This window comes from Mycobacterium sp. UM_CSW, assembly GCF_000455205.1.
In the GTDB taxonomy this organism is placed as follows: Bacteria; Actinomycetota; Actinomycetes; order Mycobacteriales; family Mycobacteriaceae; genus Mycobacterium.
This window is the reverse complement of record NZ_AUWQ01000086.1, coordinates 1-21314: the sequence shown is the minus strand read 5'-3', so window position 1 is coordinate 21314 and position 21314 is coordinate 1. Positions and strand designations below refer to the sequence as shown.

Below are 21314 nucleotides of genomic sequence, written 5' to 3'. Positions count from 1 at the left end.
TGGGGTGGCGCCGGTTCGGTGGCCTGCCAGGAGTTCATCACCCAGTTGGGTCGTAACTTCCAGGTGATTTACGAGCAGGCCAACGCTCACGGCCAGAAGGTGCAGACGGCGGGCAGCAACATGTCCAGCACGGACAGCGCCGTCGGCTCCAGCTGGGCCTAGCTCGCAACTTCAGGCGCGGCAGCACACCAGGTTTCGGTGTGCTGCCGCGTCCTGCGGTTTCCGTAACTTCGACCACTTCTGAGGCTATTGATGGACCAACAGAGCACCCGCACCGACATCACCGTCAACGTCGACGGCTTCTGGATGCTTCAGGCGCTGCTCGACATTCGCCACGTCGCGCCGGAATTGCGCTGCCGCCCGTTCGTGTCCACCGACTCGAGCGACTGGCTCAACGAACACCCCGGAATGGCGGTGATGCGTGAGCAGGGCATCGTGGTCGGCGATGAGGTGCACGAACAAGTCGCGGCTCGAATGCGGGTCCTCGCCGCGCCCGACCTCGAGGTCGTGGCCCTGCTGTCGCGGGGGAAGCTGCTCTACGGAGTCGTCGACGACGAGAACCAGCCCCCCGGCTCGCGCGACATCCCCGACAACGAGTTCCGCGTGGTGCTGGCCCGCCGCGGCCAGCACTGGGTGTCGGCCGTTCGGGTGGGCAGTGACATCACCGTCGACGACGTCGCCGTCGCCGACAGCGCCTCGATCGCGTCCTTGGTGATCGACGGTCTGGAGTCGATCCACCACGCGGAGCCCGCGGCGATCAACGCGGTCAACGTGCCGCTGGAGGAGATGCTGGAGGCGACCAAGTCCTGGCAGGAATCCGGCTTCAACGTCTTTTCCGGGGGAGACCTGCGGCGCATGGGCATCAGCGCCGCGACGGTGGCCGCCCTGGGCCAGGCGCTGTCGGACCCCGCGGCCGAGGTCGCCGTCTACGCGCGCCAATACCGGGACGACGCCAAGGGCCCCAGCGCCTCGGTCCTGTCGCTGAAGGACGGTTCGGGCGGCCGCATCGCGCTGTACCAGCAAGCGCGTACGGCGGGTTCGGGGGAGGCGTGGCTGGCGATCTGCCCGGCGACCCCGCAACTGGTGCAGGTGGGCATCAAGACCGTGCTGGACACGCTGCCCTACGGCGAGTGGAAAACCCACAGCAGGGTGTGACGTGGCCGCGAAACATAAACTTTACCAACGCTTTTGCCGACAACATGCGGTCGGGATGCGAAGACGGCATACTTCTCTAGAATCATCACAGCAAATCTTCAACGCAGTGTCACCACAACTCCTTAGCGCAAGGCGAGGCAGATGAAATCCGAAATGGTCAGGCTGTACCTCTCAGGGGGCCTTAGCGCCTCGGCGAGTGAGGCGTCCGGGGCGTTCGAGCGCCTGGCGACACGGGGTTACACATTCAACATGGCAGGGGGTGCAGGGCGATGACCGCAGTCGGCGTAGCTGATGCCCTACAGGCAGACATCGAGGGAATTGCACAGCCTCGGGCGGTAGTCGTCGGCGTCATGGCCGGCGAGGGTGTCCAGATCGGCGTCCTGCTGGACGCCAACGCCCCGGTCTCGGTGATGACCGACCCGCTGTTGAAGGTTGTCAACAGCCGGCTGCGGGAACTCGGCGAGACCCCGCTGGAGGCCACCGGCCGCGGCAGGTGGTCGCTGTGCCTCGTCGACGGCACTCCGCTGCGGGCCACCCAGTCGCTGACCGAGCAAGACATCTACGACGGTGACCGGCTGTGGATCCGGTTCCTGCCGGACACCGAGCACCGGTCGCAAGTCATCGAGCACATCTCCACCGCGGTCTCGGCAAACCTGAGCAAGCGGTTCGCCGCGATCGACCCGGTCGTCGCGGTCCAGGTGGGCGCCTCGATGGTCGCGATCGGCGTGACCGTGGCGTCGGGTCTGCTCGGCTGGTGGCGTTGGCACCACAACTCGTGGCTGCCCACGGTGTACTCGTCCATCATCGCCGCGATCGCGTTGACGGTGGCCATCATGCTCGCGATGCGGGCGAAGACCGACTCGGATCGCCTGGTCGCCGACATCATGCTGCTGAGCGGCCTCGCGCCGCTCACGGTGGCCGCGGCCTCGGCCCCGCCGGGCGGCGTCGGCTCGCCGCAAGCGGTGTTGGGCTTCGGCGTGCTGGCGGTTGGCGCGTCGCTCAACCTGCGCTTCACCGGTCGGCGGCTGGCCATCTACACCGCGATCGTGACCATCAGCGCCGTGGCGGCGATCGCCAGCCTGGCGCGCATGGTCGCGAACACCAGCGCGGTGGCCAACTTCAGCTGTGTGGTGCTGGTCTGCGTGCTGGGCTACCAGTCCGCGCCCGCGCTGTCCCGGCGGTTGGCCGGCATCCGGCTGCCCGTCTTCCCGTCGGCCACCAGCCGGTGGGTGTTCGAGGCGCGACCGGACCTGCCCACCACCGTGACGCGTGCCGACGGTGGCGCCCCGGTCCTGGAGGGGCCTGCGTCCGTTCGGGACGTCGTGCTGCAGGCCGAGCGCGCCCGCTCGTTCCTCTCGGGCCTGCTGTTGGGGCTCGGCGTGCTGATGATCGTGTCGCTGACCGCGCTGTCGGACCCGCACACGTTCCAGCGCTGGCTGCCGCTGATCCTGGCGGGCTTCACCGCCGGCTTCCTGATGCTCCGCGGCCGCTCGTACGTGGACCGGTGGCAGGCGATTACCCTCGCCGCGACGTCGGTGCTCATCGTCACCGCGATCGTGGTGCGCTACGCGCTGGGGTTGCAGTCTCCGCTGGCGGTGTCGATCAGCGTGGCGATCCTGGTCCTGCTGCCGGCCGCGGGCATGACGGCCGCGGCGGTGGTGCCCAACACCATCTACAGCCCGCTGTTCCGCAAGTTCGTGGAATACATCGAGTACCTGTGCCTGATGCCGATCTTCCCGTTGGCATTGTGGCTGATGAATGTCTATGCCGCGATCCGTTATCGCTAGCAGCAAGGTGTGGCGCGGTCGCGCATCCCGCGCGACCGTCGCCGCACTCCTGCTGACTTCAGGTGCACTAGCCGGTCTGCCACCCGCCTACGCGATCTCACCGCCGACGGTCGATCCAGGGGCGGTGCCGCCCGACGGTCCGCCCGGGCCGCCGGCGCCGATGAAGCAGAACTCCTACTGCACCGAGGTCGGCGTGCTGCCCGGAACCGACTTCCGGCTGCAGCCCAAGTACATGGACATGCTGAACCTGCAGGAGGCCTGGCAGTTCGGCCGCGGCGCAGGTCAGAAGGTCGCCGTGATCGACACCGGCGTCACCCCGCACCCGCGGTTTCCGCACCTGATCCCGGGCGGCGACTACATCATGTCGGGCGACGGGCTGTCGGACTGCGACGCGCACGGCACCATCGTGGCGTCGATGATCGGTGCGGCCCCGGCCAGCGGTGCGGCGACGCCGCCGGCGGCACCGCGCAAGCCGGTCACGATTCCCACCACGGAGCCGCCCCCGAAAGCGCCACCGCCACAGACGGTGACCTTGTCGCCGTTGCCTCAGACCGTGACGATGGTCCCCGCGCCGCCCCCTTCGGAATCACCTCCGCCGGGGCCGTTCGGGGCACCGCCGGCGGCGCCCGCGCCCGCGGGTCCGGCCGGGCCCCCGGCGGCGGGACCGGCCGCGCCCGGGCAGGCGCCGTCGGCGAACCACGGCGGCGGGACGGTCACGATACCCAGCTATTCCGGAGGCCGGCATGTGATCGGTGTCGACAACCCGGTCAACCCGCTCCCACTCGACCCGCCCAAGCCGCCGCCCCCACCGCCGGCGCCCCCGGCACCGGCGTCGGCGCCTGACGCGTACAGCGGGATCGCCCCGGACGTCGACATCATCGCGATCCGCCAGTCCAGCCAGGCCTTCGGCCTCAAGGACGCATACACCGGCGACGAAGACCCGCAGACGCGGGCAAAGATCGACGACGTCGAGACCATGGCGCGGGCGATCGTGCACGCCGCCAACCTGGGCGCCACGGTCATCAACATCTCCGACGTGACCTGCATGAGCTCGCGCAACATCATCGATCAGCGCTCGTTGGGCGCCGCCGTGCGCTACGCGGCGGTCGACAAGAACGTCGTCATCGTGGCGGCGGCGGGCGACACCAGCAAGAAGGACTGCAAGCAGAACCCGGCCTTCGACCCCATGCAGCCCAAGGATCCCCGCGATTGGGCCGGGGTGGGCACCGTGGTGACGCCGTCCTGGTTCAGCGACTACGTCCTGACGGTGGGCGCGGTCGACAACGACGGCCGACCGCTCACCCAGGGCGGTCAGGGCCAGGGTACGACGAGCGTCGCGGGACCGTGGGTGGGAATCGCGGCAGCGGGGACCGACGTCATCGGCCTTTCACCGCGCGACGACGGCTTGATCAACGCGATCGACGGCCCGGACAACTCGCTGCTGGTTCCGGCCGGCACCAGCTTCTCGACCGCGATCGTTTCCGGGGTGGCCGCCCTGGTCCGCGCCAAATATCCGCAGCTATCGGCGTATCAGGTCATCAACCGGTTGGAGCGCACCGCCCGGGCGCCGGCGCGCGGGGTGGACAACCAGGTCGGCTACGGTGTCATCGATCCGGTGGCGGCGTTGACGTGGGATGTACCGGAAGGTCCAGCAAAGCCGCCACAGCAACTGTCGGCACCGTTGAACATTCCTAAGGCGGCCCCGCACCGGGATATGGTGCCAGTATGGGTGGCAGCCGGAGGGTTGACCGCCGCATTACTGATCGGCGGCGCCGTGTTCGGTATAGCAGTGTTCATGAAGCGAACACGGAAGCAGCAATGAGGTCGGAGCAGCAATAGGTATGAAGGCGCAGCGAAGTTTCGGATTGTCTTTGTCGTGGCCGCGGGTCACCGCGGTGTTTGTCGTCGACATCCTGATCCTGTTGGTGGCCAGCCACTGCCCGGCCTCCTGGCAGGGCGAGCACCACATCGCGTTCTGGGTCGGAGTCGGCCTGGCGGCGGTGGTCACGCTGCTGTCCCTGGTCACCCACCACGGCCTCACGGTGACCTCGGGCCTGGCCACCTGGCTGTGGGACTGGTCCGCCGACCCGGGCACCGCGCTCACGGCGGGCTGCACGCCGGCGATCGACCACCAGCGCCGGTTCGGCCGCGACAAGGTCGGCGTACGCCAGTACGACGGCCATCTGGTGAGCGTGATTTCGGTGGACGGCGGGGAGGACGACGCGTCCGGCCGTCATCGGCACCGGAACACGGCGGCCATCCTGCCGGTGCACGCGGTCGCCGAGGGCCTGCGCCAGTTCGACATCCACCTCGACGGCATCGACATCGTCACGATGAAGGTGCGCCGCGGCGGCCCCGAATCCCGGGCGGCCGAGAAGTCCAAGCTGGACGACTGGGGACCCGAGGAGTGGGGCGTGGTGAGCGACCAGCCCACCTCCTACGTGCGCCGCACCTGGCTGGTGCTGCGGATGAACCCGCAGCGCAACGTCGCCGCCGTGGCCGCCCGCGACTCGCTCGCGTCGACCCTGGTGGCGGCCACCGAGCGGCTTGCCCAAGACCTCGACGGGCAAAACTGCGTGGCCCGGCCGTTGACCGCCGATGAGCTCGCCGAGGTCGACAGCGCAGTGCTGGCCGACCTCGAACCGACGTGGAGTCGCCCCGGCTGGCGGCACCTCAAGCACTTCAACGGGTTCGCCGCGAGCTTCTGGTTGACGCCGTCGGACATCACCACCGAGACGCTGGAAGACCTGCTGCTGCCCGACGTCGGCGCCGCCGTCGTCACGATCCGTCTGAACACCAGCGCCGGCCGCCCGCAGCTGTCGGCCTGGGTGCGCTACCACAGCGAGCGCCGCCTGCCCAGGAGCGTGTGGTCGGGACTCAACCGGCTCACCGGCCGCCAATTGGCGGCGGTACGCGCCAGCCTGCCCGCCCCGGCGGCCCGCCCACTCTTAATCGTCCCCAGCCGTCCGTTGCTCGACGACGACGATCTGGTGCTGTCGGTCGGTCAGGAGCGGGAGAGCGCAGCGAGCGTGTCTGCGGCGCAATGACGCGCTCGCAATCCACCGCAGAAGACGCCCGCAATGCAATGGTCGCCGGGCTTTTGGCGTCCGGTATTTCGGTCAACGGGCTACAGCCCAGCCACAACCCGCAGGTGGCTGCGCAGATGTTCAACACCGCCACCACACTCGACCCGGGCATGTGCGACGCCTGGCTGGCGCGGATGCTGGCCGGCGAGCAGAGCCTCGAGGTGCTCGCCGGCGCGTGGGCGGCGGTCCGGACGTTCGGTTGGGAGACGCGCCGCCTCGGCGTGACCGACCTACAGTTCCGGCCTGAGGTCTCCGACGGGCTGTTTCTGCGACTGGCCGTCACCAGCGTCGAGTCGCTGGCGTGCGCATACGCGGCCGTGCTCGCCGAGGCGAAACGCTACGAGGAAGCCGCGAAGCTGCTCGACGGCGTCGAGCCCCGGCATCCGTTCGACGAGGAAGTCGTCAACTACGTGCGGGGTGTGCTGTACTTCCGCACCGGGCGCTGGCCCGACGTGCTCGTCCAATTTCCCGAGGGCAAGACCTGGCGGCACCCCGAGCTGAAGGCCGCGGGTGCCGCGATGGCGACCACCGCGCTGGCCTCGCTGGGCGTGTTCGAGGAGGCGTTCCGGCGCGGCCAGGACGCCGTCGAGGGCGACCGGGTGCCGGGGGCGGCCAACATCGCGCTGTACACCCAGGGCATGTGCCTGCGGCACGTCGGCCGCGAGGAGGAGGCCGTCGAGCTGTTGCGCCGGGTGTACTCCCGCGATCCGAAGTTCGCCCCGGCCCGAGAAGCGTTGGACAACCCCAACTATCGGCTGGTGCTGACCGATCCGGAGACGATCGAGGCCCGCACCGACCCATGGGATCCGGACAGCGCGCCGACGCGGGCACAGACGGAGGCCCTGCGCCACGCCCAGGAGGCCGCCAAGTATCTGGCGGAGGGGGACGCCGAGCTCAACGCGATGCTGGGCATGGAACGCGCGAAGCGGGAAATCAAGCTCATCAAGTCGACCACGAAGGTCAACTTGGCCCGGGAGAAGATGGGTCTCCCGGTTCCGGTGACCTCGCGCCACACCCTGCTCCTGGGGCCCCCCGGAACCGGCAAGACGTCGGTCGCGCGGGCCTTCACCAAGCAGCTCTGCGGGCTCACCGTGTTGCGCAAGCCGCTGGTGGTGGAGACGAGCCGCACCAAGTTGCTGGGGCGGTACATGGCCGACGCCGAGAAGAACACCGAGGAGATGCTCGAGGGGGCGTTGGGCGGAGCCGTCTTCTTCGACGAGATGCACACGCTGCACGAGAGCGGGTACCACCAGGGCGACCCCTACGGCAACGCGATCATCAACACGCTGCTGCTGTACATGGAGAACCATCGCGACGAGCTGGTGGTGTTCGGCGCGGGTTACGCCAAGGCGATGGACAAGATGCTCGAGGTGAATCAGGGTCTGCGGCGGCGCTTTTCGACCGTCATCGAGTTCTTCAGCTACACCCCGGACGAGCTCGTCGCGCTGACCAAGCTGATGGGCCGGGAGAACGAGGACGTCATCACCGACGAGGCCGCCGACGCGCTGTTGCCGTCGTACACCAAGTTCTACCTCGACGAGAGCTACTCCGAAGACGGCGATCTGATTCGGGGCATCGATACGCTCGGCAACGCCGGCTTCGTGCGCAACGTGGTGGAAAAGGCGCGCGACCACCGGAGTTTCCGGCTCGATGACGAAGACCTCGACGCGGTGCTCACGAGCGGCGAGTTCAGCGAGGCGCAGCTGCTCCGGTTCAAGGAGTTGACCGCCGAGGACCTCCTCGAGGGCATTCGCACGGCCGTGGCCGAGAAGAAGCCGTCGTCCTAAACCGCTCGGGCGGTTCCGACTGGCAAACGGCCGCAATTGCTTTCGGCGGCCCCCGCGCGGATCTTGATGCCCGCCGCGGTCCGGGACCGCCGTCGGGTTCTATGAGCTTTCTATTAATTTTCGGTGGATGAGCGGTTCGCATTGCCGGGCGTCGGCACCGGTGCCACCATGATCCTCAATGCTCATCGCCGAGCACAGTTTCCCCGCGGAAATGGGTCTTAAGAAGGGGATTTAGGTCTATCGTCGCAAGACGCCTAGAAATCAGGCGGCTTTTGCCCCACGCATGGTCTCGCCGGGGGTCTCGTCCCGATTCGGGCAACCATGGCGCACTTCCGTGAGCGCCCTGGCCACGACGGGAGGTGGGCGTACTGGCCGAATTGACTGTTAACGCATGAGAACAACGACCGTTTCTTTCCGATCCGGTCGTGGCGCGCTGGCCGCCGTTTGAATCGGCAACACCCGACATCGCTCGGCGGCCGCCTGCCTGTAGCCGGGTCGGACTATCCGCTTTCAAAGGAGAAGTCCGATGTATTTCTTTGTAACACAACGGAAATCACTGCGCAACGCGACCATGCTGGCCGCCGAAACCGTGACGGCCGGTTAAGGGGGTGGCGGCAATGGATTTCGGAGCACTGCCACCAGAAGTCAACTCGGCCCGGATGTATGCCGGGCCGGGTTCGGCGCCGATGATGGCCGCCGCGACGGCCTGGGCCGCGCTCGGTGCGGAGCTCGGTTCGACGGCGGCCTCGTACGACTCGGTCATCACCGGGCTGACGAGCGAGGCGTGGATGGGGCCGGCCTCCGCGTCGATGGGCGCCGCCGCGGAGCCGTATGTCCAGTGGATGACCAGCACCGGGGCCCTCGCCCAGCAGGCGTCCGCCCAGGCGGCGGCCGCGGCGGCCGCCTACGAGGCGGCGTTCGCCATGACGGTGCCGCCGGCGGAGGTGGCGGCCAACCGGGCCCTGCTCGCGGCGCTGGTTGCGACCAACTTCCTCGGGCAGAACACCCCGGCGATCGCGGCAACCGAGGCCCAGTACGGCGAGATGTGGGCCCAGGACGCGGCGGCGATGTACGGCTATGCGGGGAGCTCGGCGGCGGCCTCCACGCTGACGCCGTTCGACCCACCGGTCCAGACCACCAATCCGGCAGGGCAGGCCGCCCAGGCCTCGGCGGTCACCCAAGCCACCGGCACCGCGGCGGGCACCGGCTCTCAGACGATGGACCAGCTGTTGTCCGCGATACCGACTGCGCTGCAAGGACTCTCGTCACCGGTCTCGGCAGCAGCGAACCCCGCGGCCAGCATCCCCGGGGCGGGATTCCTCGACGCCATCCTGAATTTCCTGGACGGGGCGGACGGCAACGCGATCGGCACCTTCTTGAACTCCTCGTTCGTCAACGGGTTCGTCTCGGCCGGGTACGTGAGCCCCGCCATCATCGAACCGGCAGTTACGGCCGGGATGTCGGACATCAACGCGGTGGCGGTCTCCGCGACGCCCGGGGCCACCGCGCTGCCACCGATGGGCGCCGGCGCCGGGAACCCGGGCTGGCTGCCCCTGCTGACGCCCGGGGCCGCCCCGGCAGGTGTAGCGGGCGACTTGAGCGGAGCGGTTTCGGCCGGCACCAACCAGGCGAATCTGGTCGGGCGTCTGTCGGTGCCGCAGGCCTGGACGGCGGCCGCCCAGGTGGAGAACCACGCGGGGGCGACGTTCGCCGGGGGTGGCTGGACCAACGCCGTCGGCCCGGGCGCCGGCGCGGTGCAGGCCGGCCCGGGGCCGATTCCCGGTATGCCGGGCATGCCCGCCGCCACGGCCGGGGGTGGCTACGGCCACGGCCCGCGATACGGCTTCCGCGTGACCGTGATGCCGCGTCCCCCGGCCGCCGGGTGACAACGGGCTTGTTGCGAGCGTGTGGCAGTTGGTTTGACTGATCTACCGTCCGGGTGCCACGATGGCCTGTGCAAGCACCTCGCTAGGTGAGGCGTCTGCACGGATACAGGCCACTGACCTCGAACGTCGAAAGACGCCCAGGGTCAGGACAGCTCTTCCCGGCTTAAGGGTTGAGCCCAAGTGGCTTCCGGCTCAGATCGGATACGCCGTGTGGTGCCAAAGCTCTGTCGAGAGGGGTGCGGTCTCCGGGAGTTTCAGCCCGGGCCCTTCTCCCCGCTGTGTGTGACGCAGGCAAGTTCAAGGCATCCCCGTGTGCCCAGGCTGTGAGGAGGTGAGAGCGAAATGAGTCTCGACGATAGTCCGTATTCCAAATCGACCATTTCGGTTCGATCCGGCCCCGGCCCCTTTCTGACCGTCTGAACGGCTAACCCCGACAGACCTCGTACAGGCGCGTCCGCCTAGCGGACCGCGTCTGTCGAATTGCGCTGAAACCAGCCACAATTGCCGGCCGGCACGGGTCACCCTCATTCCGCGAGGAGTAGTCCGATGTCGCTTGTCTTCGCACGTCCGGCGGACTTCGCCGTAGCCACAACACAATTCAGCACCCACGCCACCCGCGCGGCCCATTAGGGGAAGGGGCCAACGATGACCGCTGCACTCGATTTCGCACTGCTCCCACCGGAAGTGAACTCCGGCCGGATGTACTCCGGCGCGGGCTCGGGCCCGATGCTGGCTGCCGCGTCGGCCTGGCATGGGCTCGCCGCCGAATTGCGCTCCACCGCAATGTCTTACGGCGCGGTGCTGACCGCGCTGACCGGTGAAGAATGGCACGGCCCGGCGTCGGTGGCGATGGCCGCCGCCGCCGCTCCATACGCGGCCTGGCTGGGCACGACGGCCGAGCAGGCCGAGCAGACCGCTGCACAGGCCGAGGGCGCCGCGGCGGCCTACGAGGCCGCCTTCGCCGAGACGGTGCCGCCGCCCGTCATCGCGGCCAACCGCGCCCAGCTGATGGCGCTGATCGCCACCAACATCCTCGGTCAGAACACCCCGGCGATCGCGGCGACGGAGGCCCAGTACGCCGAAATGTGGGCCCAAGACGCGGCCACGATGTACGGCTACGCCGCCTCGTCGGCGGTCGCCGCCCAGCTGAGCCAGTTCAGCGAGCCGCAGCAGACGACCAGCCCCGGTGGGCCTGACGCGCAGGCGGCCGCGGTGGCCCAGGCCATCGCCACTCCGGCCGGGGCGCAACAGGGCACGCTGGCACAGCTGATGTCCGCGCTGCCCTCCGCGCTGCAGGGGCTGGCGTCGCCGGCATCGGCGCAGACGCCGGCGTCGGAGATCGTGGGGCTGTTGACGGGATCCGGGTCGGGATCCGCCACGCTGGACGGCCTTTGGGCACAGTGGGGACCCAACGCCAACATCTGGAACACCGCCTTCTCGTCCGGGTTCTACATGCCCAGCAACACGCTGGCCCCATTCCTGGGCCTGCTGGGCCAGGGGGCCGCCGCAAGCGACGCGGCCGACGCGGCGGGGCAAGCGATCGGCGAGGCGGCGGCGGGTCCTGCCGTCGAGGGCGTCGGCAATGCCGTCGCGGCCGGAATCGGCCACGCGCCGATGATCGGTGCGCTGTCGGTGCCGCCGAGCTGGACCGCGCCCGCGCCGCTGGCCGGCCCCCTGGCCTCGTCGCTCGGCGGAACGCCCATGGTGGCGCCCCCGGCCATGGCGGCCGGCATGCCCGGATTGCCGATCGGGGCCACGGGTGCGCAACCCTACGGGCGCGCCGTGCCGCAATACGGCTTCCGTCCTACCTTCGTCGCGCGACCCCCGGCGGCCGGCTAGAGCTCACCTCACACGGGTTACTCGCGCGGATTGAGCTTTCCGCAACCTCGCGATCATGGCTCGTGGGCCTTGTCCGGGGCGATGAGCACCGCAAACGGCCGCATCCGGCTCACAGCAAACTTCCAGCAGCAAATCAGCGTTCCGCCAGCGGCAAATGCGTACGCTAGGTGAAATTCAGGGGAGCACCAGATGACGAAAAACTATCCACTCGGCGAAGGAGCCGCTGAGGATGGCAGGGCCCAGGCGAGCGCGCGTGAGCAAAGGATGCGGACGGCTCAGAGCAACCTGGCGAACGCCGACGGCGCTGTCGGCCCGACCTGGGATTAATTGAATTTCACAAGAATCACGGTGGGCGCTCGAGCCAACCCCCGCGACGAGCGCTGGCGAACTCGAGAACTAATGGCATTAAGACAATTCATACTTGTCGAATATGTTAATTGCTTAACCGTGTGGAATAGCGGCGGATGCGGGCGCCTAATTATTTGGGCCTCGTTAGCAACGATTAACGGCCGGCACTCGACGGTCGGCTAGTCTATTCTGCCAACAACACGGCAAACTTCAGTCCCATTTCTGGCTGGTTGCTGGGAATCGGCTACTGATAACCTGGACAACGCCTTTTGCGGCGACATGTGTTAGCTGACCAGCAGCATTCTCACAGGCATATTCGAGTAGTGACACTTGTCGTTTACTTTACTATTACATCCCTGGAACGCACCACGAATACGTTCCGATCACGATGATCGCTACATTAGGCAGCGCCGCCTGAACGCCGGGCGGATCGCCGCCGCTGAACCATTTCGATTAGGAGTGTGGAACCCTGTCGTCCTCATACACGTCCAATCAATGCGTGAATTCAGCAGCGGATTCCATGGATTCCATTAGAGCTGCCGCGCGGTTGCGGACGGGCCGGAAAGCCGCGCCTACCATGGCGGCCACTCAAGGGGAGCGGAGTAAATAGATGTTGGATTTCGGGGCGCTACCACCGGAGATCAACTCGGGGCGGATGTATGTCGGCGCGGGGTCGGGGCCCATGCTGGCGGCCTCGGCGGCCTGGGACGAGTTGGCGACGGAACTGCAGTCGACGGCCGCCTCGTACGGCGCGACGATCGAGAGCCTCGCCACCGGGCCGTGGACGGGGCCTTCCTCGATCGCCATGGCGGCCGCGGCGGCTCCCTACGTGGCCTGGATGAGCGCGACCGGCGCGCAGGCAGAGGAGGCCGCCAGCCAGGCCAAGATCGCCGCCGGCGCGTACGAAACCGCCTTCGCGGCCACGGTGCCGCCGCCGGTGATCGCCGCCAATCGTGCCCTGCTGATGGCGCTGATCTCCACCAACTTCCTGGGCCAGAACACCCCGGCAATTGCGGCCACCGAAGCCCAATATGCCGAGATGTGGGCCCAGGACGCCGCCGCCATGTACGCCTACGCCGCCTCGTCGGCGACCGCGTCCCAGCTCACCCCGTTTACCGAGCCGCCGCAGACCACCAACGCCGCGGCCGCGCCCGCGCAGGCGGCGGCCGTGTCCCAGGCCGGCGGCGCGAGCGGCTTGAACATCGGCACGCAGCTGTCCCAACTGATCAACTCCCTTCCGACCGCGCTGCAAAGCCTCGGCAGCGGCCTTCTGAATTCGCCGACGACCGGATCGACCAACCTGCTGTCGGGGCTCGCCCTGCCGCAGTTGGTCAACCTGCCGCCGATGTCGTCGTGGCCGGCCGGCCTGGGAACCGACCTGGCGAACTGGAACACCATCTGGTCGGCCCTCACCGGGCCCTACTCCCTGCAGGGATGGACAGCCATACCCGGCGGACCCTTCCTGTCGTTCGGGCAGGCCTATGCCTGGGGTCAGAACGGGCAGGGGGCCGCCGCCTACCTGGCCGGCCCGAAAGCCATCAGCGGGGCATTGGCGCCGCTCACGCAAGGTGCCAGCGCGGTGAAGCCGATGCTCAGCTCCGCCGTCGGCGCCCAGGGCGCCATGGGCAAGGCGGCCCTGGTCAGCGGCTTGTCGGTGCCGCAGGGCTGGACCGAGGCCGCGCCCGCCATCAAAACGCTCGCCCAGGTGCTACCCGCCAATGCCGCGGCCGCGCCGGCCGCGCTCGCGGGCGAGGAGGGCGTCTTCAGCCAGATGGCCCTGTCCAGCCTGGCCGGACGCGCAATCGGGGCCGCCGCCTTCCAATCCGCCGGCAGCGGCGGTGCCGCCGCCGCCTCGTTGGGCGGTGTCGTCGCGGCCGACCCGGCGGCGGCCACCATCATCGTCATCCCCGCGCTGGAGGACTGACGGCCATGACCGAAACCAGGCAAGGGGAATAGACGATGTTTTACGCAGCATTTCCACCCGAGTTCAACTCGGGAAGGATGTACGCCGGCCCCGGTTCGGGCTCGCTGCGCGAGGCCGCCGCCGCCTGGGACGGCCTGGCCAGCGAACTGCAGTCCACCGTGTCCTCCTATACGTCGGTGATCGACGGCCTGACCAGCGGCGCCTGGGTGGGCCCGTCATCGGTCAGCATGGCCGCCGCGGTCACGCCCTATCTGGCCTGGATGCAGGGCACCGCCGCGCAGGCCGCCGAAGCCGCCGCCCAGGCCACCGCCGCGGCCAGCGCCTACGAGACGGCGTTCGCCGCCCACGTGCCCCCGACGGAGATCGCGGCCAACCGCACCCAACTGGCCCAGCTGGTGGCGACCAACGTCTTCGGCCAGAACACCCCGGCGATCGCGGCGACCGAGATCCAGTACGCCGAGATGTGGGTCCAAGACGCCGTGGCCATGGACACCTACGCCAGCTCCTCGGCGGCCGCCTCCGACGTCACGCCGTTCACCGAGGCGCCGCAGATCACCAACGCCGGCGGGCTGGCCGGCCAGGCGGCGGCGCTGACCCAGGCCGCCGGCACCTCGGCCGGCAACGCGTCGTCGATCGTCTCGTCCCTGTCGTCGTCGCTGACGACCGCGGGTGGCCCACTCTCGTGGCTGCTACAGACCGGCGCCAACCTGAGCACGTCCTACACCACGACCGTCAATGGCCTGCTGAACGGCCTGTTCGGGCCGACCGGGGCCACGACAATCATGGCGCTGTACAACGCGGTGAAAGTCCCGGTGGGCTTGACCACGCAGTTCAACGACATCGGGCTGCTGATCAACTTCCCGGTCTCGCAGTGGCTCAAGTTCGCCCCCCCGGCCGCGTATGCGGCGCTCCCGAAAGACGCGCTGGGTGCCGGGCTGGGAGCGTTGGGCTTCGGCCGGGGCACGCTCTACAACGCCGTCTCGGCGGGCATGGGGAACGCCGGCACGCTGGTCGGTCACTTGTCGGTCCCGCCGAGCTGGGCCACGTCCACCCCGGCCATCAGGACCGTGGCCGCCGCGCTGTCGGCCGCCGGACCCGACGCGGTGCCGGCCGCCGCGCTCGGCGAGGGCGGACTGCTCAGTGCGATGTCGGTGGCCGGGATGCTGGGCAGCGCGTTCGGCGCCGGGGCCCCCAGCGCGCTGAGCGGCGCCGGCGTGCGCGGCCGCATCAAACCGCTCAAGGACCTCAAAGACGCCCACTCGCCGGAAAACCTCAAGCGGCTGGTCGCGCAGATATCCGAAAAACCCGAAAGCGTGCAGCACCACAACGTCGATCAAGACGGCCTCGACGCGCTGCTCGAACAGCTGGCCAAGAAGCCCGGCATTCACGCCGTGCATCTCAGGAAGGGCGACCGGCCCCAGGTCGTACCGTCCGATGCGCAATCGGGTTAGGGCGCAACCGAATTGGGAGAGTGACGAATGAAAAGACTGCTAACGCTCGCCGGCGCCGCGACCATGATGATCGGCCTCGCCGTGCCCGCGCACGCCGACCCGCCGCCGCCACCCCAAGGCGACGACGCGGGCTTCCTCGCCGCGCTGCACCAGGTCGGCATCAGCTATTCCAGCCCGGATGCCGCCGTCGCGTCCGGCAAAGCGGTGTGCACGTGCCTGAACAACGGCGAATCGGGCCTCGAGCTGGTCCACGACGTGAAGACCCACAACCCCGGCATGGACATGGAGAACGCATCCAACTTCGCGATGATCGCCGCGAAATTCTATTGCCCGCACCAGCTTTCCAAGGCCTAGCACCAAGTTGCCCGTCGGTGTCCGCGGCGTGACCACGAGGCGACCCGATCGGGTGCGATCCACCTGCCGTTCACCTAAGCGTGCTTAGCTGCCGCCGACCGCTGGGGGAAGGAGGTGGGGTGTCATGCAGACATTGAGCGTCGCCGAATTCGCCCTCCGACTCGGCGTCGGCGTGGGCTGTGGTGCCTTGATCGGGCTGGAGCGCCAGTGGCGGGCCCGCATGGCCGGGTTGCGCACCAACGCGCTGGTCGCCGGCGGAGCGACCCTGTTCGTGCTCTATGCCGTCGTCACCGAGGACACCAGTCCCACCCGCGTCGCGTCCTACGTGGTGTCGGGAATCGGGTTCCTCGGCGGAGGCGTGATCCTGCGCGACGGGTTCAACGTCCGCGGCCTCAACACCGCCGCGACACTCTGGTGCTCGGCGGCGGTGGGCGTGCTGGCCGCTTCGGGTCACCTGGTGTTCGCCGCGATCGCCACCGCGACCGTCGTCGCCATCCACCTGTTCGGGCGCCCGCTCGGGCGGCTGATCGACCGCGACGACGTCGTCGAAGAAGACGAGGGCGTGCAGCCCTACCTCGTCCAAGTCGTCTGCCGCCCGAAATCGGAGAAGTACGCCCGCACCGAGATCGTGCAGCACGCCAGCGGCAACGACATCACGCTGCGCGGCATCCACACCGGGCATGCCGCCGACGACGAGATCACCCTGACCGCGCACCTGCTGATGGACGGCCACACACCGGCCAAGCTCGAGCGGCTGGTCGCCGAGCTCTCGCTGCAGCCGGGGGTCCGGGCGGTGCAGTGGTACGCCGGGGAGAAGGCGCAGGCGGACTGAGCCGACCGGGAGCGGTCAGGGGCGGGCCTGCAGCTCCGGCGCAGCGGCGGCCAGCAGTTCGGCGCGGCTGCGGGTCAGCGGGGGATAGATGCGCCGGGTGTTGATGGTCTGCTTGGTCGCCTTGGCCTGGGGCCCGGTCGACGCCACTGCCCGATCCCATCCCTCGGTGTAGACCGCTCCGGCGGGTCCGAGGTCGAGAACTGTGACATACCAAGGGATTCGAAGGGCAAGCATCGGCTGATCGAACAGGTCGCTGATGACGTTGTAGCCGGCGTAGCGGCCCATCGGGCGCCCGTGTTGGCAGGACATCACCGACAGGTGCTCGTCGTCCATCCGGGCGGCGGCCACGTCGCCGGCGGCGAAAACCCCGGGCACCCCGACCACCCGGAGGTAGTCGTCGACCCGTACCCGGCCGAACCGGTCGAGGGGCACCCCGAGCTGCTCGGTCAGCGAACTCGCCCGCATGCCAGCGCACCACACCACGGTGGCAGCCGGCAGCCGCTCACCCGAGGACAGCGTCACCTCCCGCTCGGTCACCGCGACGACGCCTGCGCCCGTTCTGATCTCGATGCCGTTGTCCGACAGGGCCCGTTCGATAACCGGACGCGCCGACGCCCCCATGTCGGAGCCCACCGCCCGATTGCGATCGACCAGAACCACCCGGGGGACAACGCCTCGCCGAGAGAGCAAGGCGCGCAGCCGCATTGGCATCTCGCTGGCCGCCTCGATGCCGGTCAGTCCGGCACCGACCACGACGACGGTGGCCGCCGCCGGCGTCGGCGGCTCGTCGGCAAGCTCGCGCAGGTGCCGCTGCAGCGCAAGGGCGCCGTCGTAGGTGTCGACGTCGAAACCGAACTCCCGCAGCCCCGGGATCTCCGGCTTCACCACGCGACTGCCCGACGCCAGCACCAGTCGGTCGTAGCCGTACGCGGCGCCGGTCGACGTGGTGATCGTGCGGGCGCCGGGGTCGATGGCGGTCACCTCGGCGGCGACGTGGGCGACGCCGACCGGGTCGAGCAGGTCGGCGAGCGGAATCCGGCAGGGCGTCAGGTCGCCTTCGTAGTTGCGCACCCGGATGTCGTGGAACGGCTTGGCGCTCACCACGGTGATGTCGACCGTGCCGGCCGGCACGGCCAGCTCGTCCAGCCGCCGCGCGGCGCCGAGCGCCGCCCACAGACCGGCGAACCCCGACCCGATCACCACGACAGCGGTCAAGTGCTCAACACCTCATTGGTACGGGCCGTTACCGGCGTTGGCCGATGGTCGTAATCTATCCGTGTGCATGCTGTCACCGGGTTCTGGTTCGCGCTGCCCCCGCAGCTGCGGGATCCGGTGCTGTTCGCCATCCCGTTCTTCCTGCTGCTGTTGACGATCGAATGGACCGCGGCCCGCAAGCTGCAACACACCGAGGCAGAAGCGCGGCCGGGATCCGGCGCGTATCTGACCCGCGATTCCTGGACGAGCATCTCGATGGGCCTGGTCTCGATCGCCACCAGCGCCGGCTGGAAGGCGCTGGCGCTTTTGGGTTACACCGCGATCTATGCGTATCTGGCGCCGTGGCACCTGTCGCCGGCCAAGTGGTACACCTGGGTCGTCGCGCTCGTCGGCGTCGACCTGCTGTACTACGGCTACCACCGGATGGCGCACCGGGTCCGGCTGGTCTGGGCGACGCACCAGGCCCACCACTCCAGCCAGTACTACAACCTCGCCACGGCGGTGCGCCAGAAGTGGAACAACAGCGGCGAGGTCTTGATGTGGGTTCCGTTGCCGCTCTTGGGACTTCCCCCCTGGATGGTGTACTTCAGCTGGTCGCTGAACCTGATCTACCAGTTCTGGATCCACACCGAGCGCATCGACAAGCTGCCGCGCCCGTTCGAATTCGTCTTCAACACCCCGTCGCACCACCGGGTGCACCACGGGATGGACCAGCTCTATCTGGACAAGAACTACGGCGGCATCCTCATCCTCTGGGACCGGATCTTCGGCAGCTTCCAGCCCGAGCTGTTCCGCCCCCATTACGGCCTCACCAAGCAGGTCGACACCTTCAACATCTGGAAGCTGCAAACCCGCGAATACGTCGCCATCGCCCGCGACTGGCGATCGGCAAAGCGCCTGCGTGACCGGCTGGGTTACGTCTTCGGCCCGCCGGGGTGGGCGCCGCGCGCGGCGGGTCTGGCCGCCGACGCTGTGCCGCTGGTCACGCCGGGGTAACGCCGGCGCTCTCAAGTGCGAAAAGATGAGCGAGGGGTGAGATCAAGCCGTAACGTCACCCTTCGGGCCGGCATTTCACGGAGGGATCGGAGCTCAACATGCGCCGCCTGGCACTGCACGCCTTCGCCGCCTCGGCTTCCGTCGTGGCAGTCGCATCGTGGCTGCCGCCCCTGCCCGCCAAGGCGGACCCCCCAGTCGTCTTTCCGGGGATGGAAATCCACCAGGACAATCGCCTGTGCACCCTGGCCTACGTAGACCCTGCCCTGAAGATCGCGTTCACCGCGGGGCATTGCCGCGGCAGCGGCGTCGTCTACGACCGCGAACACAACGTCATCGGGCGTCAGGCCACGTTCCGCGACAACACGCCCAGCGGCACCACCGTGGCCACCGATCAGACGATCAACGACTACGAGGCGATCGTCCTGGACAGCGGGGTCACGGCCAACAACGTCCTGCCGGGCGGGCGGCCGCTGGAATCCAACCCCTCCCTGGCGCTTCAGCCGGGCCAGGCCGTGTGCCACTTCGGCGTGGTCACGGGTGAGACCTGCGGGACGGTCGAGAGCGTCAACAACGGATGGTTCACCATGTCGCACGGTGTCCAGAGCCAGCGGGGCGATTCCGGGGGACCGGTGTACCTGGCACCCGCCGGCGGCCCGGGGGAGATCGTCGGGATCTTCAACAGCGTCTGGGGCGATCTGCCCGCGGCGGTGTCGTGGCGGGCCACCTCGGACCAGGTCCGCCAGGACCTCGGGGCGTCGCCGCCCAACCCCCGATAAGTCAGCCGGCGGGATCGAGCACGAACACCGGAATCGAGGGCGCCCCGGCGAGCAGCTGCTCGTCGGTGGAATCCGGCGTCAAGCCGCCGACATAGTCCTTCACCTGCCAATACCAGCGGCCCAGGTAGCGCCTCAGGACTTCGGGCTTGGCCGCATCGGCCACCTCGCTGACTCGAGCGCGCCGCCGGCGCCAGCGGGGGCCCACCTCGACGACGCCCGCCGCCCGCACGTTGCGGGCCCACTGCGTGTTGCCGCGCGGTGAGACCAGGTAGTCGACGCCGTCGATCGTCAGCAGGTTGATCACCACCACGCGCGGTTTTCCGCTCTTGCGGCCCCGGACGTGCAGGGCACGGGTCCCGGCGATGCTGATGCCCAGCTCGGCGAGCGAGCGGATCACCGCGTTGGCGGCGCGGGCCACCCGATTCGGTTGTTCGTAGCGCGTGGCCATGGTGCGTCCTCTCTCACGGGATCCGAGAGCGGTGCTCTCTATGCGGCACACGCTGCCACAGGCGCCGCCAAAAAGCAAGAGCGGTGTTCTCGGTTGTGTCAGACTGGCCGCGTGGGCAAACGCCAGGAATCGCGGGAGCAGATCGAGGCGCGAATCATCGAACTCGGCCGCCGCCAACTGGTGGAGGGGGGCGCCGCCGGGCTGTCGGTGCGCGCCATCGCCCGCGACCTGGGCATGGTGTCCTCGGCGGTGTATCGATACGTGGCCAGCCGCGACGAGCTGCTGACCCTGCTGGTGGTGGACGCCTATACCGACCTGGCCGACACCGTGGACCGGGCCCGGGAGACAGCGGGCGAGGCGTGGAGCGACGACGTCATCGCCATCGCACGGGCGGCGCGGGAGTGGGCCGTGGCCGATCCCGCCCGCTGGGCGCTGCTGTACGGCAGCCCAGTGCCTGGGTATCACGCGCCCGCCGAGCGCACCGTCCCGGCCGGCACCCGCGTGGTGGGTGCCCTCTTTGACGCGGTGGCGGCGGGCATCGCGACCGGAGACATCCGTTTGACGAATGATCTTGCACCGCAACCGATGTCGTCGGATTTCGGACGCATTCGCGACGAGTTCGGATTTCCGGGAGACGACCTGGTGATCGCCAAGTGCTTCCTGCTGTGGGCGGGCGTCCTGGGCGCCATCAGTTTGGAGGTGTTCGGGCAATACGGCACCGACACCCTGACCGACCCGGCGGCGGTGTTCGACACACAGATGCGGCTGCTGGTGGACGTGCTGACCCAGCACTGAGCCGCCGAATTAGAACGTGTTCATCGCGTCGCCGGGTGGCCGACGGGGCCGCGTACGGCAAAGTCCTCCCGCGCCCTTTCTGGCGGCCGACCGGCTGGGCTATCCTGCGAGACGATGACCCTTCCCACCCAATCGCCGACGCAGATCGCCTGGGTCACCCCCGACCTGGATGCCACCGAAACCGCCCTCACCGGCCTATTAGGCGTTCGGAAGTGGGTGCGGATACCCGAGGTGCACTTTGCCCCGGATAGCTGCAGCTACCTCGGCCGGCCCGCCGATTTTGTCGCCAGCATCTCGCTGAGCTATCTCGGGGACATGCAGCTGGAGCTGATCTCACCGGTCCGCGGGGAGAACATCTATAGTGACTTTCTGCGCGAATCGCCGCCCGGCCTGCACCACATCTGCACCGAAGCGCCGAGCCCCGAGGGATTCGACGCCTTCCTGGCGGAGGCCGCGGCAAAGGGGGCGCCGGTCGTGCAGCAGGGCGTGATGCCCGGCGGCATCAAGTTCGCCTACGTGTCGGCGCCGCAGGCGGGGGTGCCGTATCTGGAAATCGCCTACGTCCCACCCGAGATGAGGGCGTTCTACGACTACATCAAACGGGAGCAGCAGTGACTCGCGCCGACGACGATGCG

The 21314-nt window shown here is 68.7% G+C and carries 18 protein-coding genes and 1 riboswitch; of the genes, 16 read left to right on the top strand and 2 right to left on the bottom strand.

Translation table 11 applies throughout. The features are described from left to right. From N415_RS24930 to N415_RS24875, 12 genes are all read left to right on the top strand, one after another. A partial coding sequence (locus N415_RS24930) for a WXG100 family type VII secretion target (protein ID WP_193376504.1) occupies nucleotides 1–162 on the top strand: 162 nt, incomplete at its 5' end. 90 nt (nucleotides 163–252) lie between these two features. Further along, a complete protein-coding gene (locus N415_RS24925; RefSeq protein ID WP_067012971.1) occupies nucleotides 253–1155 on the top strand; it encodes an ESX secretion-associated protein EspG in 903 nt (300 codons plus the stop codon). Nucleotides 1156–1424: 269 nt separating this feature from the next. Then, nucleotides 1425–2942 carry a type VII secretion integral membrane protein EccD gene (eccD, locus tag N415_RS24920; RefSeq protein ID WP_068187560.1) on the top strand — a complete coding sequence of 506 codons (1518 nt, stop codon included), beginning with the start codon at nucleotides 1425–1427 and terminating at the stop codon, nucleotides 2940–2942. Next, on the top strand, nucleotides 2920–4764 hold the full coding sequence (locus N415_RS24915; RefSeq protein ID WP_068187559.1) for a S8 family serine peptidase: 1845 nt from the start codon (nucleotides 2920–2922) through the stop codon (nucleotides 4762–4764). The genes eccD and N415_RS24915 overlap by 23 nt, the downstream gene beginning before the upstream one ends. Before the next feature lie 19 nt (nucleotides 4765–4783). Continuing rightward, nucleotides 4784–5989, top strand: coding sequence for a type VII secretion protein EccE (eccE, locus tag N415_RS24910; RefSeq protein WP_068187558.1), 1206 nt, complete (start codon nucleotides 4784–4786; stop codon nucleotides 5987–5989). Further along, nucleotides 5986–7815, top strand: a complete 1830-nt coding sequence (gene eccA, locus N415_RS24905) for a type VII secretion AAA-ATPase EccA (protein ID WP_068187557.1) — start codon at nucleotides 5986–5988, stop codon at nucleotides 7813–7815. Before eccE ends, eccA begins: the two co-directional genes overlap by 4 nt. A 617-nt stretch (nucleotides 7816–8432) precedes the next feature. Continuing rightward, nucleotides 8433–9701, top strand: a complete 1269-nt coding sequence (locus tag N415_RS24900) for a PPE family protein (RefSeq protein ID WP_068187556.1) — start codon at nucleotides 8433–8435, stop codon at nucleotides 9699–9701. Between the two features lie 71 nt (nucleotides 9702–9772). After that, nucleotides 9773–9944, top strand: a riboswitch (M-box (ykoK) riboswitch). Between the two features lie 402 nt (nucleotides 9945–10346). Then, a complete protein-coding gene (locus N415_RS24895; RefSeq protein ID WP_068187555.1) occupies nucleotides 10347–11540 on the top strand; it encodes a PPE family protein in 1194 nt (397 codons plus the stop codon). 958 nt (nucleotides 11541–12498) lie between these two features. Then, on the top strand, nucleotides 12499–13812 hold the full coding sequence (locus N415_RS24890; protein WP_068187554.1) for a PPE family protein: 1314 nt from the start codon (nucleotides 12499–12501) through the stop codon (nucleotides 13810–13812). 35 nt (nucleotides 13813–13847) lie between these two features. Next, nucleotides 13848–15263 (top strand): PPE family protein, encoded by a 1416-nt coding sequence (locus tag N415_RS24885; protein WP_068187553.1) that lies wholly within the window; start codon nucleotides 13848–13850, stop codon nucleotides 15261–15263. 27 nt (nucleotides 15264–15290) lie between these two features. Further along, nucleotides 15291–15617 (top strand): DUF732 domain-containing protein, encoded by a 327-nt coding sequence (locus tag N415_RS24880; RefSeq protein WP_068136146.1) that lies wholly within the window; start codon nucleotides 15291–15293, stop codon nucleotides 15615–15617. A gap of 124 nt (nucleotides 15618–15741) precedes the next feature. Then, on the top strand, nucleotides 15742–16449 hold the full coding sequence (locus tag N415_RS24875; RefSeq protein ID WP_068187552.1) for an MgtC/SapB family protein: 708 nt from the start codon (nucleotides 15742–15744) through the stop codon (nucleotides 16447–16449). A 15-nt stretch (nucleotides 16450–16464) separates the two neighbouring features. On the opposite strand, the gene N415_RS24870 is transcribed toward N415_RS24875, so the two are convergent. Beyond that, on the bottom strand, nucleotides 16465–17664 hold the full coding sequence (locus tag N415_RS24870) for an FAD-dependent oxidoreductase (RefSeq protein ID WP_068187551.1): 1200 nt from the start codon (nucleotides 17662–17664) through the stop codon (nucleotides 16465–16467). Between the two features lie 63 nt (nucleotides 17665–17727). Here N415_RS24870 and N415_RS24865 point away from each other — a divergent pair, with 63 nt between their 5' ends. Both N415_RS24865 and N415_RS24860 read left to right on the top strand, forming a co-directional pair. Continuing rightward, nucleotides 17728–18660, top strand: coding sequence for a sterol desaturase family protein (locus tag N415_RS24865; protein WP_068187550.1), 933 nt, complete (start codon nucleotides 17728–17730; stop codon nucleotides 18658–18660). Nucleotides 18661–18758: 98 nt separating this feature from the next. After that, nucleotides 18759–19436, top strand: coding sequence for a hypothetical protein (locus N415_RS24860; protein WP_068187549.1), 678 nt, complete (start codon nucleotides 18759–18761; stop codon nucleotides 19434–19436). A 1-nt stretch (nucleotide 19437) separates the two neighbouring features. On the opposite strand, the gene N415_RS24855 is transcribed toward N415_RS24860, so the two are convergent. Then, a complete protein-coding gene (locus tag N415_RS24855) occupies nucleotides 19438–19884 on the bottom strand; it encodes a nitroreductase family deazaflavin-dependent oxidoreductase (protein WP_068187548.1) in 447 nt (148 codons plus the stop codon). 111 nt (nucleotides 19885–19995) lie between these two features. Here N415_RS24855 and N415_RS24850 point away from each other — a divergent pair, with 111 nt between their 5' ends. Together N415_RS24850 and N415_RS24845 are read left to right on the top strand one after the other, a co-directional pair. Next, nucleotides 19996–20679 (top strand): TetR/AcrR family transcriptional regulator, encoded by a 684-nt coding sequence (locus N415_RS24850; RefSeq protein WP_204366839.1) that lies wholly within the window; start codon nucleotides 19996–19998, stop codon nucleotides 20677–20679. A 114-nt stretch (nucleotides 20680–20793) separates the two neighbouring features. Then, nucleotides 20794–21294 (top strand): VOC family protein, encoded by a 501-nt coding sequence (locus N415_RS24845; RefSeq protein ID WP_068187546.1) that lies wholly within the window; start codon nucleotides 20794–20796, stop codon nucleotides 21292–21294. Nucleotides 21295–21314 lie beyond the last annotated feature (20 nt).

Bases quoted from the DNA above. Each gene is read 5' to 3' on its own strand.
- N415_RS24925 (WP_067012971.1), top strand. From the start codon at position 253: ATGGACCAACAGAGCACCCGCACCGACATCACCGTCAACGTCGACGGC.
- eccD (WP_068187560.1), top strand. From the start codon at position 1,425: ATGACCGCAGTCGGCGTAGCTGATGCCCTACAGGCAGACATCGAGGGA.
- N415_RS24915 (WP_068187559.1), top strand. From the start codon at position 2,920: ATGCCGCGATCCGTTATCGCTAGCAGCAAGGTGTGGCGCGGTCGCGCA.
- eccE (WP_068187558.1), top strand. From the start codon at position 4,784: ATGAAGGCGCAGCGAAGTTTCGGATTGTCTTTGTCGTGGCCGCGGGTC.
- eccA (WP_068187557.1), top strand. From the start codon at position 5,986: ATGACGCGCTCGCAATCCACCGCAGAAGACGCCCGCAATGCAATGGTC.
- N415_RS24900 (WP_068187556.1), top strand. From the start codon at position 8,433: ATGGATTTCGGAGCACTGCCACCAGAAGTCAACTCGGCCCGGATGTAT.
- N415_RS24895 (WP_068187555.1), top strand. From the start codon at position 10,347: ATGACCGCTGCACTCGATTTCGCACTGCTCCCACCGGAAGTGAACTCC.
- N415_RS24890 (WP_068187554.1), top strand. From the start codon at position 12,499: ATGTTGGATTTCGGGGCGCTACCACCGGAGATCAACTCGGGGCGGATG.
- N415_RS24885 (WP_068187553.1), top strand. From the start codon at position 13,848: ATGTTTTACGCAGCATTTCCACCCGAGTTCAACTCGGGAAGGATGTAC.
- N415_RS24880 (WP_068136146.1), top strand. From the start codon at position 15,291: ATGAAAAGACTGCTAACGCTCGCCGGCGCCGCGACCATGATGATCGGC.
- N415_RS24875 (WP_068187552.1), top strand. From the start codon at position 15,742: ATGCAGACATTGAGCGTCGCCGAATTCGCCCTCCGACTCGGCGTCGGC.
- N415_RS24860 (WP_068187549.1), top strand. From the start codon at position 18,759: ATGCGCCGCCTGGCACTGCACGCCTTCGCCGCCTCGGCTTCCGTCGTG.
- N415_RS24855 (WP_068187548.1), bottom strand. From the start codon at position 19,884: ATGGCCACGCGCTACGAACAACCGAATCGGGTGGCCCGCGCCGCCAAC.
- N415_RS24845 (WP_068187546.1), top strand. From the start codon at position 20,794: ATGACCCTTCCCACCCAATCGCCGACGCAGATCGCCTGGGTCACCCCC.